Source organism: Cupriavidus sp. GW822-FHT03E04, assembly GCF_058801495.1.
Genome location: NZ_JBXANI010000008.1, coordinates 84,917 through 99,141, shown reverse-complemented (window position 1 = coordinate 99,141; position 14,225 = coordinate 84,917). Strand labels below are relative to the sequence as shown.

13 protein-coding genes are annotated in these 14,225 nt (G+C 66.1%); 9 read left to right on the top strand and 4 right to left on the bottom strand.

Translation table 11 applies throughout. The annotated features are described in order from the left end of the window. Positions 1–20: 20 nt before the first annotated feature. Positions 21–737, bottom strand: a complete 717-nt coding sequence (locus tag AC1RQC_RS12945; RefSeq protein ID WP_492374343.1) for an SDR family NAD(P)-dependent oxidoreductase — start codon at positions 735–737, stop codon at positions 21–23. Between the two features lie 208 nt (positions 738–945). Here AC1RQC_RS12945 and AC1RQC_RS12940 point away from each other — a divergent pair, with 208 nt between their 5' ends. Further along, a complete protein-coding gene (locus tag AC1RQC_RS12940; RefSeq protein WP_492883586.1) occupies positions 946–3,045 on the top strand; it encodes a TonB-dependent siderophore receptor in 2,100 nt (699 codons plus the stop codon). Position 3,046: 1 nt separating this feature from the next. On the opposite strand, the gene AC1RQC_RS12935 is transcribed toward AC1RQC_RS12940, so the two are convergent. Further along, positions 3,047–3,943, bottom strand: coding sequence for a LysR substrate-binding domain-containing protein (locus AC1RQC_RS12935; RefSeq protein ID WP_492374341.1), 897 nt, complete (start codon positions 3,941–3,943; stop codon positions 3,047–3,049). A gap of 110 nt (positions 3,944–4,053) precedes the next feature. Here AC1RQC_RS12935 and AC1RQC_RS12930 point away from each other — a divergent pair, with 110 nt between their 5' ends. Next, on the top strand, positions 4,054–4,590 hold the full coding sequence (locus AC1RQC_RS12930; RefSeq protein WP_492374340.1) for an NAD(P)H-dependent oxidoreductase: 537 nt from the start codon (positions 4,054–4,056) through the stop codon (positions 4,588–4,590). A 57-nt stretch (positions 4,591–4,647) separates the two neighbouring features. After that, the gene (locus AC1RQC_RS12925; RefSeq protein WP_492374339.1) at positions 4,648–5,532 is read left to right on the top strand and encodes an EamA family transporter; all 885 of its coding nucleotides are present in this window, start codon (positions 4,648–4,650) and stop codon (positions 5,530–5,532) included. Here the strand turns inward: AC1RQC_RS12925 and AC1RQC_RS12920 are convergent. Then, positions 5,529–6,164 (bottom strand): GNAT family N-acetyltransferase, encoded by a 636-nt coding sequence (locus AC1RQC_RS12920; protein ID WP_492831119.1) that lies wholly within the window; start codon positions 6,162–6,164, stop codon positions 5,529–5,531. The genes AC1RQC_RS12925 and AC1RQC_RS12920 overlap by 4 nt on opposite strands. A gap of 88 nt (positions 6,165–6,252) precedes the next feature. On the opposite strand from AC1RQC_RS12920, the gene AC1RQC_RS12915 reads away from it, so the two are divergent. Next, positions 6,253–6,756, top strand: a complete 504-nt coding sequence (locus tag AC1RQC_RS12915) for a winged helix-turn-helix transcriptional regulator (protein ID WP_492883584.1) — start codon at positions 6,253–6,255, stop codon at positions 6,754–6,756. Between the two features lie 19 nt (positions 6,757–6,775). Here the strand turns inward: AC1RQC_RS12915 and AC1RQC_RS12910 are convergent, their stop codons facing one another. Continuing rightward, positions 6,776–7,264, bottom strand: a complete 489-nt coding sequence (locus AC1RQC_RS12910; protein ID WP_492883582.1) for a DUF4265 domain-containing protein — start codon at positions 7,262–7,264, stop codon at positions 6,776–6,778. Between the two features lie 465 nt (positions 7,265–7,729). Between AC1RQC_RS12910 and AC1RQC_RS12905 the strand changes: the two genes are divergently transcribed. The 5 genes from AC1RQC_RS12905 to AC1RQC_RS12885 all read left to right on the top strand — a co-directional run bounded on the left by AC1RQC_RS12905 (position 7,730) and on the right by AC1RQC_RS12885 (position 14,166). After that, positions 7,730–8,128 carry a VOC family protein gene (locus AC1RQC_RS12905; RefSeq protein ID WP_492831117.1) on the top strand — a complete coding sequence of 133 codons (399 nt, stop codon included), beginning with the start codon at positions 7,730–7,732 and terminating at the stop codon, positions 8,126–8,128. 461 nt (positions 8,129–8,589) lie between these two features. Beyond that, complete coding sequence (locus AC1RQC_RS12900) at positions 8,590–9,906, top strand: MFS transporter (RefSeq protein WP_492374351.1); 1,317 nt, start codon at positions 8,590–8,592, stop codon at positions 9,904–9,906. A 67-nt stretch (positions 9,907–9,973) separates the two neighbouring features. Continuing rightward, entirely contained in the window at positions 9,974–12,523 is a 2,550-nt protein-coding gene (gene nirB, locus AC1RQC_RS12895) for a nitrite reductase large subunit NirB (RefSeq protein ID WP_492883580.1), read from the top strand. 45 nt (positions 12,524–12,568) lie between these two features. Further along, complete coding sequence (gene nirD / locus AC1RQC_RS12890; RefSeq protein WP_492374333.1) at positions 12,569–12,940, top strand: nitrite reductase small subunit NirD; 372 nt, start codon at positions 12,569–12,571, stop codon at positions 12,938–12,940. After that, positions 12,937–14,166: an NAD(P)/FAD-dependent oxidoreductase gene (locus AC1RQC_RS12885; protein ID WP_492883578.1), complete on the top strand. Its 1,230-nt coding sequence runs from the start codon at positions 12,937–12,939 to the stop codon at positions 14,164–14,166. Before nirD ends, AC1RQC_RS12885 begins: the two co-directional genes overlap by 4 nt. Positions 14,167–14,225: the final 59 nt, after the last annotated feature.

Below are 14,225 nucleotides of genomic sequence, written 5' to 3'. Positions count from 1 at the left end.
TGCTGGCGTCGTTGCGCCGCTCAGCTCAGCCCATCCAGCACCACATGCTGCCCATGGATCGCCTGCGCCGCGTCCGAGGCCAGGAAGGCAATGGCGCGCGCCGCCGACGCGGTCGAGACCCAGTCGGTGGGATCGGCGGCGGGCATGGCCTGGCGGTTGGCATGGGTGTCGAGCGTGCCCGGCGCGACACTGTTGACGTTAATGCCAGCCCGGCGCACCTCATGCGACAAGCTCTCCACCAGACGCTGCAACGCGCTCTTTGACGCGCAGTAGGCGCCCATCGCGGCGGCCCCGTTGGCGGCGCCGCGCGCGGTCACCGCCACGACCTTGCCGGCGCCCTGCGCAAGCATGGCGGGCAGCAGATGCTGCGTCACGGCCACCAGCGACCAGGCGTTCAGATCCATCATCCGCATCCAGGATTCGCGGCTGAGCGCATGCACGGGCTCGCCCATCTCGAAGCCGCCGGCCACGTGCACCAGCACATCCACGCCACCGAACGCGTCGAGGATGCTGCGCGCCGCCACGGCCATGCTGTCCGTCGAGGTCACGTCCGCCGCCAGCAACAGGTGCCAGTCCGCGGCCTCGGGCACCGGCGCGTGCGCGCGCAGCACTGCCGCGTCGCGGTCGATCAGGGCCAGCCGCGCCCCCTCGTCCGCGAACGCCTGGGTAACGGCGCGGCCAAGCGCGCCACCGGCGCCGGTAATCACGATGCGGCGGGGGGATGCTGACGATGCCATGGTGTTCTCCTGTTCGGGCTCTTGCCTCCTAGTCACCATAGTCTGCCGCGCTTGAGGTGGAAAGCGCGTTGGAAGGCGAGGCGCAAAACCGGCGCATGCGTTCGGCACCGCCGTCCCCGGCTAAGCACGGCCCGATTTCATTGCAAAACCCAACAAACGATAATCATTATCATTTACAATCCGGCGCTTTCCGCACTCTCGCAGCACCATGCTCACTCGCCAACTGATTGCCCCGGCCGCCCTGGGCTGCCTGTTCTCCCCTGCCATGGCCCAGGCCGCCCCGGACGCCGAGACCACCTTGCCGTCCGTCACGGTCAGCGCCGCCGAAGACCCCCGTGCCGACACCGGCTTTGCCACGCGCCGGGCGGCGGGCGTGACCAAGTCCGGCACGTCCGCGGCGGACAGCGCGCAGTCCATCACCGTGATCACGCGCGACCTGATGGACAGCCAGCAAGCGCAAACCCTGGGTGACGCACTGGCCAATTCCGCGGGCGTGGTCACCAATGTCTACGGCCGGCGCGGCTGGGACGACTTCATCATCCGCGGCCAGCGCGCATCGGAATCCGTCTTTGTCGATGGCCTGCTGGTCGAGTCCAACAACCGCGTGGCGCAGGAGCTGTTCGGCGCGCAGGGCGTGGAAGTGCTCAAAGGCCCGGCCTCGGTGTTGTTCGGCAAGGTGCAGCCGGGCGGCATGGTCAATATCGTCAGCAAGCGCCCCAGGCCCGAACTGTTTGGCGAACTGGGGCTGACGGTAGGCAACTACGGCTTGCGGCAGGCCACGGCGGATGTGGGCACGCCGTTGTCGGAAAACGGCAAGGCCGCGCTGCGCGTGAACGCCCTGGCGATGAACAGCGACGACGCGACCGACTACGTCTATTACCGCAACCGCTATATCGCGCCGTCGCTGTCGCTGGACCTGGGCGCGCGCACCGACCTGACCCTGCTGGCGAGCCACAACGAGCGGCAATATGTGCGCCAGCAAGGCCTGCCCGTGAATGGCACGATCACTGCCAACCGCAACGGCACCCTGCCCAACAGCCGCTTTACCGGCGAGCCGGGCCTGGCGCCATACGACGGCGAGCAGAACCGGCTGGGCTATGCGCTGACCCACCGCTTCGATTCCGGCTGGACGCTGAACCAGAATTTCCGCTGGCAAACGCTGTCGCTGGCCGGCACGCTGATCGCGGGCGGCACCATGGCAGTCAACAGCCAGTTGCTCAACCGCAGCGGCACGCAGCAGGACTTCTCCGGCACCACCATCGGCGTGGACACCAACCTGCAGCGGCGCTTCGAGCTTGCCGGGCAGCAGCATGAGATCACGCTCGGCGTGGACTACAACCGCAGCAACGAGAGCCGCCTGCAGCGCACCTGCCGCGTCGCGGCGCTGAACGTCTACAACCCGGTCTATGGCGCGGCCGTGAACTGCCCCAGCGCCTACAGCCTGAACCAGGAAGACAACGTCAGCACGCTCGGCTTCTACGCGCGCGACCAGGTGCGGTTTGCCCAGCGCTGGCTGCTCACCGCCGGCCTGCGCCACGACACCGCCCGCACCAGCACCACGGACCGCCTGGCCGCCACGCGCCTGGACGACACCGCGCGGGCCATCACCGGCAGCGCCGGGCTGATGTTCGACCTGACCAGCTGGGCACGTCCCTATGTCAGCTACGCGACCTCGTTCCTGCCCAATAGCGGCACTGACGTCAAAGGCGGCACCTTCAAGCCCGAGACGGGGCGCCAGGCCGAGGTGGGCATCAAGTTCGATTTGCCCAACAAGAGCGGCCTGCTGACCCTGTCTGCCTTCGACCTGACCCGGCGCAACGTGCTGAGCTCGGACCCGGTCAATACCGGCTTCAGCATTGCCACGGGCGAGCAGCGCACGCGCGGGCTGGAGGCAGAGCTGACGGCGGATCTTGGCGGCGGCTGGAGCCTGGCGGGCGCCTATGCCTACATCGCCAGCGAGGTCACGCAAGACACGGTTGCCGCCAATGTGGGCAAGCCGCTCAACAACGTGCCCCGGCACAGCGTCTCGCTTTGGGGCACCAAGCATTTCCGCGGGCCGCTGGCAGGCTGGTACGCCGGCGCCGGCATGCGCGCGGAGAGCGCCAAGCGCGGCTACACCTTCAACTACACCGTGCCCGGCTACGCGGTGGCGGACCTTGGCGTGGGCTATGTGGCATCGCACTGGAAGGCCGCGCTCAACGTCAAGAACGTGTTCGACAAGGCGTACTACGCCGGCGGCCTGAGCAACAACATCGTGCCGGTGGGCAATCCCCGTACGGTCATGCTCAACGTGGCGCTCAACTACTAAGCTACGCCGCCAGCAGGCCTTCGATCAGGCCCGCCACATGCCGCACGGCCACGTCATCGTCGCGGCGCGCATGCCAGGCCAGGTGGAGGGAAAAACCCTCCACCGCCACCGGCGGCGCGAACGTCGCCAGGGCCTGTGCCGGGTCCTCGGGCAGGCAGCGGCTGGGCAGCATGGCGATCAGGTCGGAATCGGCCAGCAGCGGCGGCACCATCATGAAGCTCGGCACCACCATGCCGACGCGCCGCGCCAGGCCCAGCCCGGCCAGTGCATCGTCCAGCGGCCCGTGGATATCGCCACGGCCGGATACCAACACATGCGGGTACTCCAGCCAGCGCTCCAGGCCAAAGCCGGTGGCCGCGGGATGGCCCCGCCGCATGGCAACCACGTAGTGCTCGCGCAATAACGGCCGGCGGCGAAAATCCGCGCCCACGGCGGGAAACACGGATACAGCGAGATCGCTGTCCCCTCGCGCCAGGGACCCGAGCGCAGCATCGGCACCCTGCCACGGCTGCAGCACGAGATTGACGCCCGGCGCGCTGCGCGCCAGTTGCCGATGCAGTTGCCGCGCCACCAGCACGGCGGGATGGTCCGCCATCCGCACGCGCACCGTTTGCGACAAGCTCGCCAGATCCACCTCAGGCTCACCAATCACCGTCGCCACCGAGGCCAGCGCCTGCTTCAGCGGCGCGCGCAGAGCCTGCGCCCTCGGCGTGAGCTGCATGCCGCCAGGCGCACGCTCCAGCAGGCGATCCTTGAACAGATGGCGGCAGCGCTCCAGCGCGCTGGAGGCGGCTGGCTGGGACAGCCCGACACGCTGCGCGGCACGCGACACATGGGCTTCGTCGAGCAAGGCGTCCAGCACGGTCAGCAGATTGAGGTCGATCGCACGTAAATTCATGAAACGGATAATAGAGCATACAAACTATCCATTGGAATGATTTGGTGTGAAGCGGCATCCTTGAGACATCACCACGGCACGCACCACGGCACTACCAACCGGAGCCCCCCATGTCCAAGACCCTGATCCTGCTGTTCCATCCCCAGTTCGGCCAATCCAAGGCCAATCGCGCCCTGTGCAATGCGGCCAGCACACTGCCCGGCGTAGAAATCGCCGACCTCTACGCCCTCTACCCGGACGGCGCCATTGATGTGGACGCCGAAGTCCGCCGGCTGCTTGGCGCGGACCGCATCGTGTTTCAGTTCCCGCTCCAGTGGTATGCCACGCCCGCGCTGCTCAAAACCTGGCAGGACGCCGTGCTGACCCGCATGTTCTACATCGCCTATGAGACCGAGGGCCGCGCGCTGGAAGGCAAGCCCATGCTGGTAGCCGCCACCGCTGGCAACGTGCCGCAAGCCTACGGGCCAGGCGGCGTCAATCTGTTTGCGCTTGCCGAGTTGCTGCGCCCCTTGCAGGCCACCGCCAACCGCTGCGGCCTGCCGTGGTCCGAGCCCTTCCTGCTCTATGAGGCGGGCAAGCTGGATGACCAAGCGCTGGCTGCCGCGGGCGAGCGTTACGCGGTGCGCTTGCAGCACATCGCAGCCTAGCCAGCCGGGCCAGGATCGTTCAAGATTCGGGCTCGCAGAATCGCCTGAGAGTCGCAATTGCCGCTGAATCGCCTGAAACAAAGTGCCACCCTGATCGCCGTGCTGGCATTGATCGGATCGATGGCTTCGCTCTGCGTCGGTACGTCGTTTGCCAAGAGCCTGTTTGCCGAGGTTGGCGCCCAGGGCACCACGGCGCTGCGGGTGAGCTTTTCGGCGTTGATCCTGCTATGCGTGTGGCGGCCCTGGCGGATGCCGCTAAGCTTGGCCAACGCCCGTGTGATCGCGCTATACGGCGCGGCGCTGGGCGCCACCAACCTGCTGTTCTATATGTCGCTGCGCACCGTCCCGCTCGGGCTGGCGATTGCCATCGAGTTCACCGGGCCACTGGCGGTCGCCGTGTCGTCGTCACGGCGGGCCATCGACTTTCTCTGGATTGCCTTTGCGGTGGCAGGCTTGCTGTTGCTGTTGCCGCTTGGGGAGAACGTTGCCACGCTCGATCCCGTGGGCATCGGCTACGCGCTGACGGCCGGCGTGGGCTGGGCGCTATACATCATCTTCGGGCAGATGGCAGGCAACGCGCACGGCGGGCAAGCCACCTCGCTCGGGCTGACCATGGCATCGCTGGTCGTGCTGCCCTTCGGGCTGGCGCATGCCGGCGCGGCCATGTTCAGCCCGTCGCTGCTGGCAGCAGGGCTGGCGGTTGGCCTGCTCTCCAGCGCCATTCCCTATTCGCTGGAAATGGTGGCGCTCAAGCGGCTGCCGCGCCGCACCTTCGGCATCCTGCTCAGCATGGAACCCGCCATGGGCGCGCTGGCAGGCCTCGCGTTTTTGCACGAAACGCTGAACACACAGCAATGGCTGGCGATTGGCAGCATCATCACGGCGTCGGTGGGGTGCACGATGACAGCCGGATCGCGCAAGCGCGCAAGCGCCGAGGCCTAGGCCGCCGATAGCCGCGCCACGGCTTGCTGCGCGCCGTAGCCGGCCAGCTCGCCCAGCACCAGGCTGACCTCATACAGCAGGCTGTCTTCCGGGTTGCGCCGGGTGGAGAAGCCGAACTCCCGCATCAATGCCAGCATGCGGCGGTTCTCGCTCAGCACATCCCCGCGCAGCAGGTGCAGGCCGGCGCCCAGCGCCGCGTCGCGCAGGCGCCGGATCAGCCGGCGGCCGATACCCTTGCCTTGCCAGTCGTCGGCCACCGCCACGGCGAACTCGCCAACGTCGCCATCCTCGCCACGCGTCACCACGTAGTTGCCGTTGGCGACGATCATCGGCAGCCCCTCCACTTCCGCCGTGACCACCAGCGCCAGGCCGGCGTTGCTCTCGATGAACAGGTCGATTACCTCGTCGGACACGCGTCCGCCGGTCAGGAAGCGGTAATAACGGCTCTCGCGCGACAGGGCCTGGACGAAGGCCCGCTCTCTCTCGGCATCAGCGGCACGAACAGCGCGCACGACCACGCGCTCGCCACCGCTCAACTTCCAGGTCTCGGCGCATTCCGGGCAGCCAGCATGCCGGCCGCCGCCGGTCAGGCGGGATTGGCCGGCAAGGCTGGGAGGATTCGAAGGCTGCATGTCCGGCTCCTGACTTCATATTTCATAGTCAGGAGTATAGGCAATACCCTGACTTTTGCAAATGAAGTTAGCCTGCTATGCTCAACGGATGGATCTCACCGCCCAAGAACTCCGCAACTGCTCGATTGCCGCGACCCTCTCGCTGATTGGAGAGAAGTGGACAATTCTTATCTTGCGCGACGTTTTCCACGGCATCAGGCGCTTCGACGATTTCCTGGAGCGCCTGCAGTGCTCCCCCGCCGTGCTGTCGGCCAGGCTCAAAACGCTGACCGAGGCAGGCATCCTGCGCAAGGTGAGCTATCGGGAGCCGGGCGAGCGGGAACGGTTCGAGTACCGGCCGACGCGCGCCGCGGTGGAGTTGCTGCCGGTGATCATCGGGCTGATGCAATGGGGGGATCGCCACCTGGCCGCCAGCGGCCAAGGGCCGGTGACGTTGCTTACCGCACCGGAGGGGCGCCGCGTGCGCGCGGCGCTGGTGGATGATGCGGATCAGTTGGTGCGGCCCAACGATATCGAGATTTACCACGCCAGCCGGCGGCCAGCGCCGGCGACTGAAGGCGAATCCCCGCAAGCGCCTGCCACGCAAGCGTGAGCCTGCGCGCGATCGGCCGTCAATCCTTCAGCCACCAGTCCAGCAGTGTTTCATCATCGGGATCGTCCAGATTCCGGTAGATGTTCGCGTAGTACCACTGAATCCCGGTCTGGTCGCGAAACCTGTCAAAGACGTCGCGGATTCGGTCCATCCCGTTTTTGGATGGGATGGTCAATGACAGATTCCCGCCGTTGATCCCATCCAGCGTTCCGCCCAGCTCAGCTGCCACCTCCTTCTCCAGGCGTGACAGGATTGCCTGCGGGATATCTTCATCCTCATAAATTTGAACGCAGAAATTCCCGCCCCTCGACAGGACCTCGGCATGCGCGTTTCTATTCTTGATGGAGACGATGTCGCCTCTTGCCAGATTCAAGGCGAGACCGGGCGAGGCGAGAAGCTCGTAGATGTCTTCATCGATTTGGCGGGCGGGCAGTTCTTCGAACATTGGCTCCGCGTCATCTTCTCCGGCGTAGACGTGGATCAGGACGCTTGGGGGGATGTTTTCCATGTGGTGGTTCGTCGCTCTTGCGTTTGATGCGTTTGATGCGGGACCGCCTAGTTTTACACAGCAACCGTGTGTAAGACATGAAGCCCCGAATTGAGAAGCCAGTTTGCCTTTGGCGCTCCTGGCACATTCTCCGCTATCCAGGCATCCGTTCGAGTGCGGGGCCACGTGCGGCTTCCCGGTCCCCCTCCCCGCATCCTGCCAAGAATCCCGGACGGAAGATCCCACCTGGCCGCTACCTCACGCAGAACGTCGATTATCACTGCCCAAAGCTCAGTGAACGGGCTGAACACGGATTCCCAGGCAGGTTGTAAAGTGGGAGCCCATTCTTCGACGTTCGACGCTTCAGCCCATGCCCCGGCGGCGCCGGGAAATGTCCCTCAGGCTCTCGCAAGGCAGATTTGCCGGCGACGATCCCTATGCCCCGCGCAAGAACAACAGCCCAGGAACCAGCCAGAGCCAAACCCAATGCAACTTCTCGATCATGTTTCAATCGGCGTGCCCAACCTCGACGCAGCGCGCCCCTTCTATGACGCGATCATGCAGACGTTGGGCGCAACGAAGGTCTATGACCGCCCCGATGCGCTTGGCTATGGCGAGCGCTGCACGTCCAGCGATGCGGCGTCGACGTGCCTGGCGGTCTATCTCGACCCGAGCAGGATCGAAGCAAACAAGCGGCATTGGTGCTTCAAGGCGTCGTCCCGCAAACAGGTCGACGCGTTCTTTGCCGCGGGCCTCGCCGCCGGGGGATCGTCGGATGGGGATCCGGGCCTGCGGCCTGGCTACCATGCCGGATACTACGCAGCGTTTCTCGTCGATCCGGCGGGCAATCGCGTGGAGGCGGTGTGTCATTCGGCCTCGATCTGACTCGAACATGCTCGAATTGACGATGGCGCCTGGGCACGGTGGCGTCCAGTGCGGGTTCTGGTGGCTCGGAGCCAAGGGCTTGGCATCGCAGGCGGAAGTGGCATAACTATCACCACGCGGCATCCACGGCCTGAGCCGGGACAGCCAAAATACCAGCTACTACCTGCACCACCGCGCGCACCGCCCCGGTCCATTGCACTGCACCATGACCGTGCCGCCCCGCCCCACCTCGGCGCATCGCCTCCCGGCCTGATGCTCCCGCGCAGCGCAAAAACCCCTTCATCCATCACAAACCGCCCTGGCACACCGCTTGCGTAACAAGACGCGAGCGGACCAACGGCGGCCCGCTCACCCCACACAGGGTGGCAGCGGTCTTCACCGCTGCCACCAGGACAACGGCGTCCCCTGATCTGGTCTTCACGACCGGATTGCGGGACGCCATTTGTTTTTATGGAGCCATGATGACCGGCAAAGCCACCCGCATCGAACTGCTAAGCCTGCGCACCCCGCAGATGCGCGCCTTCCACCTGACGTGGATGGCCTTCTTCGTGTGCTTCTTCGCGTGGTTCGCCTGCGCGCCGCTGATGCCGGTGCTCAAGGGCGAATTCGGCCTGACTCCCGACCAGATCGCCAATATCAATATCGCGGCCGTGGCCGTGACCATTCTCGTGCGGCTGGCCATTGGCCCGCTGTGCGACCGTTTTGGTCCCCGCCGCGCCTACACCGGCCTGCTCGCTCTCGGTGCGATCCCCGTGCTGGGCGTGGCGATGGCGCAGAGCTATGAAGCCTTCCTGTTCTTCCGCCTGCTGATTGGCGCGGTTGGCGCGAGCTTCGTGATCACGCAGTACCACACCTCGGTGATGTTCGCGCCCAACGTGGTGGGCACCGCCAACGCGGCAGCCGCCGGCTGGGGCAATGCCGGCGGTGGCGCGGCGCAAGCGCTGATGCCGCTGCTGCTGGGTGGCGTGCTGATGCTGGGCGTGAGCCACACCATGGGCTGGCGCCTGGCGCTGCTGGTGCCGGGCGTGCTGATGCTGATCATGGCGGTGCTGTACTGGCGCTATACGCAGGACTGCCCGCAAGGCGACTTCAAGGATCTGCGCGCGCGCGGCATCGCCATCGACAGCGGCAAGAAAGGCGGCTGGGCCAGCTTTGTCGCCGCTGCTGGCAACTACCGCGTGTGGATGCTGTTCATCACCTACGGCGCCTGCTTCGGCGTGGAGATCTTCATCCACAACGTGGCCGCTACCTATTACGTGGATCACTTCGGCCTGTCGCTCGGCAGCGCCGGCCTGGCCGCCGCCAGCTTTGGCCTGCTCGCCCTGTTCGCCCGTGCCCTGGGCGGCTGGCTGTCGGACAAGGCTGCGCTGCGCCGTGGCCTGGATGCGCGATCCATGCTGCTGTTCGTGCTGATCCTGGGTGAAGGCCTGGGCCTGCTGTGGTTTGCCCAGGCGCATCACGTCGTGGCTGCCGTGGCCGCCATGCTGGGCTTCGGCCTGTTCACCCATATGGCCTGCGGCGCCACCTATGCGCTAGTGCCCTTTATCGACCGCAAGGCGCTGGGCGGCGTGGCCGGGATCATTGGTGCCGGCGGCAATGTGGGCGCCGTGGCGGCGGGCTTCCTGATGAAGGGCCTGGGCGGCAACCTGCAGCAAACGCTGACCGTGCTGGGCGCGGCGGCCATCGTCTCCGCCCTGTGCGCCATCGCCGTGCGCTTTTCGGCGGAGCACAAGGCCAGCGAGCAGGCGCTGTTCGACAACGCGCTGGCCGGCTCCTGAGCCCGCCCGACGCAAAAACGCCACGCAAGCACACGCACCAGCGGCCCCACAGAACAAGGAAACCATCATGAAACTGATCATCATCGGCCACGGCATGGTCGGCCACAAATTCCTGGAATGCCTGGCCGAGGCAGGCTCGCAAGATATCGAAGTCACCGTGCTGTGCGAGGAAGCGCGTCCCGCCTACGACCGCGTGCACCTGTCCGAGTTCTTCGCGGGCAAGTCCGCCGAGGATCTCTCGCTGGTGGAAGCTGGCTTCTTCGAGCGCAACAACATGCTGCTGCGCCTGAACGCGCGCGCCACCGGCATCGACCGCGCGGCCAGGACGGTGACGGTTTCCACCGGCGAGACGCTGTCCTACGACAAGCTGATCATGGCCACCGGCTCCTACCCCTTCGTGCCGCCGCTGCCCGGCAAGGACCGCAAGGATTGCTTTGTCTACCGCACCATCGAAGACCTGGAAGCCATGCAGGAATGTGGCACCCGCTCCAAGACCGGCGTGGTGATCGGCGGCGGCCTGCTGGGCCTGGAATGCGCCAAGGCGCTGCGCGACATGGGCCTGCAAACCCATGTGGTGGAATTCGCCCCGCGCCTGATGGCGGTACAAGTGGACGACGGCGGCGGCGCCATGCTGCGCCGGAAGATCGAAGAACTCGGCGTCACCGCACACACCCGCAAGAACACCGTGGAGATCGTCGACGGCGAAGACGGCACCCATCGCATGAACTTTGCCGATGGCAGCCATCTGGACACCGACATGATCGTGTTCTCCGCCGGCATCCGCCCGCGCGACGAGCTGGCCCGCGCCAGCGGCCTGGCCATTGGCGAGCGTGGCGGCATCACGGTGGACAACCAGTGCCTGACCTCCGACCCCGACGTGTACGCCATCGGCGAATGCGCGCTGTGGGACGGCAAGATTTACGGCCTGGTCGCGCCCGGCTATGAAATGGCCCGCGTGGCCGCCAGGCATCTGCTCGGCCACCAGGCCGAGTTCGCCGGCGCCGACATGAGCACCAAGCTCAAGCTGATGGGCGTGGACGTGGCCAGCCTGGGCGACCCGCACGGCAACGCACCCGGCAGCCGTTCCTACCAGTTCACCGACGAGCGCAAGCAGGTCTACAAGAAGCTGGTGGTATCCGAATGCGGCAAGTACCTGCTGGGCGGCGTGCTGGTAGGCGATGCCGAGGAATACGGCACCCTGCTGCAGATGATGCTCAACAAGATCGAGCTGCCCGAGTCGCCGGAATTCCTGATCCTGCCGTCCTCCGACGGCCAGGCCAAGCCGGGATTGGGCGCCGATGCCTTGCCGGATTCCGCGCAGATCTGCTCCTGCAACAACGTGACCAAGGGCGATATCTGCGCCGCCGTCTGCAGCGGCACCACCACCATCGGTGAGATGAAGCGCTGCACCAAGGCTGGCAGCACCTGCGGCGGCTGCGTACCGCTGGTCACGCAGGTGATGAAGGCCGAGATGAAGAAGCAAGGCCTGGCGGTGAACAACCACCTGTGCGAGCACTTTGCTTACTCCCGCCAGGAGCTTTACCACCTGGTGCGCGTGGGCGGCTTCAAGACCTTCGACGCACTGCTGGCGGCACACGGCAAGGGCCTGGGCTGCGACGTCTGCAAGCCGACCGTGGCGAGCATCCTGGCCTCGTGCTGGAACGAATTCGTGCTCAAGCAAGAGCACGCCGGCCTGCAGGACTCGAATGACTACTTCCTGGGCAACATCCAGAAGGACGGCACCTACTCGGTCGTGCCCCGCATGCCGGGCGGCGAAGTCACCCCCGACGGCCTGATCGCGGTCGGCCAGGTGGCCAAGAAGTATGGCCTGTACACCAAGATCACCGGCGGGGCGCGGGTCGACATGTTCGGCGCGCGCGTGGAAGAGCTGCCGATGATCTGGGAAGAACTGATCGCCGCCGGCTTCGAATCCGGCCATGCCTATGGCAAGTCCCTGCGCACCGTGAAGTCCTGCGTGGGTTCCACGTGGTGCCGCTACGGCGTGGACGACTCGGTCGGCCTGGCCATCGAGATCGAAAACCGCTACAAGGGCCTGCGCGCGCCGCACAAGATCAAGTTTGGTGTTTCCGGCTGCACCCGCGAATGCGCCGAAGCCCAGGGCAAGGACGTGGGCATCATCGCCACCGAACGCGGCTGGAACCTGTACGTGTGCGGCAACGGCGGCATGAAGCCCCGCCACGCCGAACTGCTGGCAAGCGACCTGGACCGCGAAACGCTGCTGCGCTACGTGGATCGCTTCCTGATGTTCTACGTGCGTACCGCCGACCGCCTGCAACGCACCAGCGTGTGGCGCGACAACATGGAAGGCGGGCTGGACTACCTCAAGGCCGTGGTGCTGGAAGACAGCCTGGGCATTGGCGCCGAACTGGAGGCGCAGATGCAGCACGTGGTGGACACTTACGAAGACGAATGGAAGGCCGCCGTGACCAACCCGGAAACCCGCAAGCGCTTTCGCCACTTCGTCAACAGCGACCTGCGCGACGACAACCTGGTCTTCATGGAGGAGCGCGGCCAGATCCGCCCGGCCACGCCGGAGGAACGGAACTTGCGTAAATCCCGGCTTGAGCAGATCCCCGTGATCGTCAAGGCAGCCTGAACCGTCCCGCCCCATCATCTCGCGCCAACGCCCAAGGAGAACATCATGAGCCCCACCCACCATACCGAAGCCTGGACCGCCGTTTGCAGCCTGCGCGACATCGTGCCCAATACCGGTGTGTGCGCACTGGTGGACAAGGCACAGATCGCCGTGTTCCGGGTCGGCGCCGGCTACAGTGACGATCAGGGCGGCAATGGCGACCAGGTGTTCGCCATCTCCAACTACGATCCCAACTCCAACGCCGCCGTGCTGTCGCGCGGCCTGGTGGGGAGCCTGGGCGAACGCATCGTGGTGGCGTCGCCGATCTACAAGCATCATTTCGACCTGCAGACCGGCGAATGCCTGGAAGCGCCCGAGCACTCCATCGCGGCATATCCGGCCCGCGTCTATGACGGCAAAGTCTGGGTGGCCGCATGACCACGCCCCCCAAACCCCGCCTGGTGGTGGTCGGCAACGGCATGGCCGGCATGCGCACGGTCGAGGAACTGCTGAAGCTCGCGCCCGACCTCTATGACATCACCGTGTTCGGCGCCGAGCCGCACGGCAACTACAACCGCATCCTGCTCTCGCCCGTGCTGGCGGGCGAGAAAACGGTCGCGGACATCATGCTCAACACCCGCGACTGGTACGCGCAGAACGGCATCGAACTGCTGGCGGGCGATCCGGTGGTGGCAATCGACCGCCACCGCCGGCTGGTGCGCTCGCAATCCGGGCGCGAAGTAGGCTATGACCGCCTGCTGCTGGCGACCGGCTCCAAGCCGTTCATCATCCCCGTGCCGGGCCACCAGCTCGACGGGGTCATCGCCTTTCGCGACATCCAGGACGTGGAAACCATGCTGGCGGCGGCCCGCAACCATCGCCACGCCGTGGTGATCGGCGGCGGCCTGCTCGGCCTGGAGGCCGCCAACGGCCTGATGCGCCAGGGCATGGAGGTGAGCGTAGTGCACGTGGCCGACAGCCTGATGGAGCGCCAGCTCGACAAGCCCGCCGCCGCGCTGCTCAAGCAGGCGCTGGAGCGCAAGGGCCTGCGCTTCCTGCTCAATGCCCATACCAGCGGCATCCTTGGGGAAGACCGCGTGACCGGCGTATGCTTTAAAGACGGTACCCAGATCCCCGCCGACCTGGTGGTAATGACCGCCGGCGTGCGCCCCAATATCGAACTGGCCCAGCAGGCCGGGCTGCGCTGCGAGCGCGCCATCGTGGTGGACGACACCTTGCAGAGCTACGATCCGCGCGTGTATGCCGTGGGCGAATGCGTGCAGCACCGGCAGGCCACCTTCGGGCTGGTCGCGCCGATCTGGGAACAGGCGCGCGTGGCCGCCGCGCACCTGGCCGGCGCCGGGCATCGCCGCTATGTGCAGCAGGCCACGGCCACCAAGCTCAAGGTGACTGGCGTGGATCTTTACTCCGCCGGCGACTTCATCGGCGGCGAAGGCAGCGAGGATCTCGTCATGCGCGATCCGCGCCGCGGCATGTACAAGCGGCTGGTGCTGCAAGGCGGGCGGCTGGTCGGGGCGGTGCTGTACGGCGACGTGCAGGACGGCCCCTGGTACTTCGACCTGATCCAGAGCGGCGCCCCGGTAGGCGCCATGCGCCAGAGATTGCTGTTCGGCAAGGCACAGTGCGAGGCCATGGCAGCCTGACCACCCGATCGCCTGAACGCTTGAACGCTTGAACGACCTAGTCCCCGATTGACCGCCAG

What these genes read in the sequence shown, in the direction of transcription:
- AC1RQC_RS12900 (WP_492374351.1), top strand. Translation starts at nt 8,590, where the DNA reads ATGACCGGCAAAGCCACCCGCATCGAACTGCTAAGCCTGCGCACCCCG.
- AC1RQC_RS12935 (WP_492374341.1), bottom strand. Translation starts at nt 3,943, where the DNA reads ATGAATTTACGTGCGATCGACCTCAATCTGCTGACCGTGCTGGACGCC.
- AC1RQC_RS12930 (WP_492374340.1), top strand. Translation starts at nt 4,054, where the DNA reads ATGTCCAAGACCCTGATCCTGCTGTTCCATCCCCAGTTCGGCCAATCC.
- AC1RQC_RS12885 (WP_492883578.1), top strand. Translation starts at nt 12,937, where the DNA reads ATGACCACGCCCCCCAAACCCCGCCTGGTGGTGGTCGGCAACGGCATG.
- AC1RQC_RS12940 (WP_492883586.1), top strand. Translation starts at nt 946, where the DNA reads ATGCTCACTCGCCAACTGATTGCCCCGGCCGCCCTGGGCTGCCTGTTC.
- AC1RQC_RS12910 (WP_492883582.1), bottom strand. Translation starts at nt 7,264, where the DNA reads ATGGAAAACATCCCCCCAAGCGTCCTGATCCACGTCTACGCCGGAGAA.
- nirB (WP_492883580.1), top strand. Translation starts at nt 9,974, where the DNA reads ATGAAACTGATCATCATCGGCCACGGCATGGTCGGCCACAAATTCCTG.
- AC1RQC_RS12920 (WP_492831119.1), bottom strand. Translation starts at nt 6,164, where the DNA reads ATGCAGCCTTCGAATCCTCCCAGCCTTGCCGGCCAATCCCGCCTGACC.
- AC1RQC_RS12905 (WP_492831117.1), top strand. Translation starts at nt 7,730, where the DNA reads ATGCAACTTCTCGATCATGTTTCAATCGGCGTGCCCAACCTCGACGCA.
- AC1RQC_RS12915 (WP_492883584.1), top strand. Translation starts at nt 6,253, where the DNA reads ATGGATCTCACCGCCCAAGAACTCCGCAACTGCTCGATTGCCGCGACC.
- nirD (WP_492374333.1), top strand. Translation starts at nt 12,569, where the DNA reads ATGAGCCCCACCCACCATACCGAAGCCTGGACCGCCGTTTGCAGCCTG.
- AC1RQC_RS12945 (WP_492374343.1), bottom strand. Translation starts at nt 737, where the DNA reads ATGGCATCGTCAGCATCCCCCCGCCGCATCGTGATTACCGGCGCCGGT.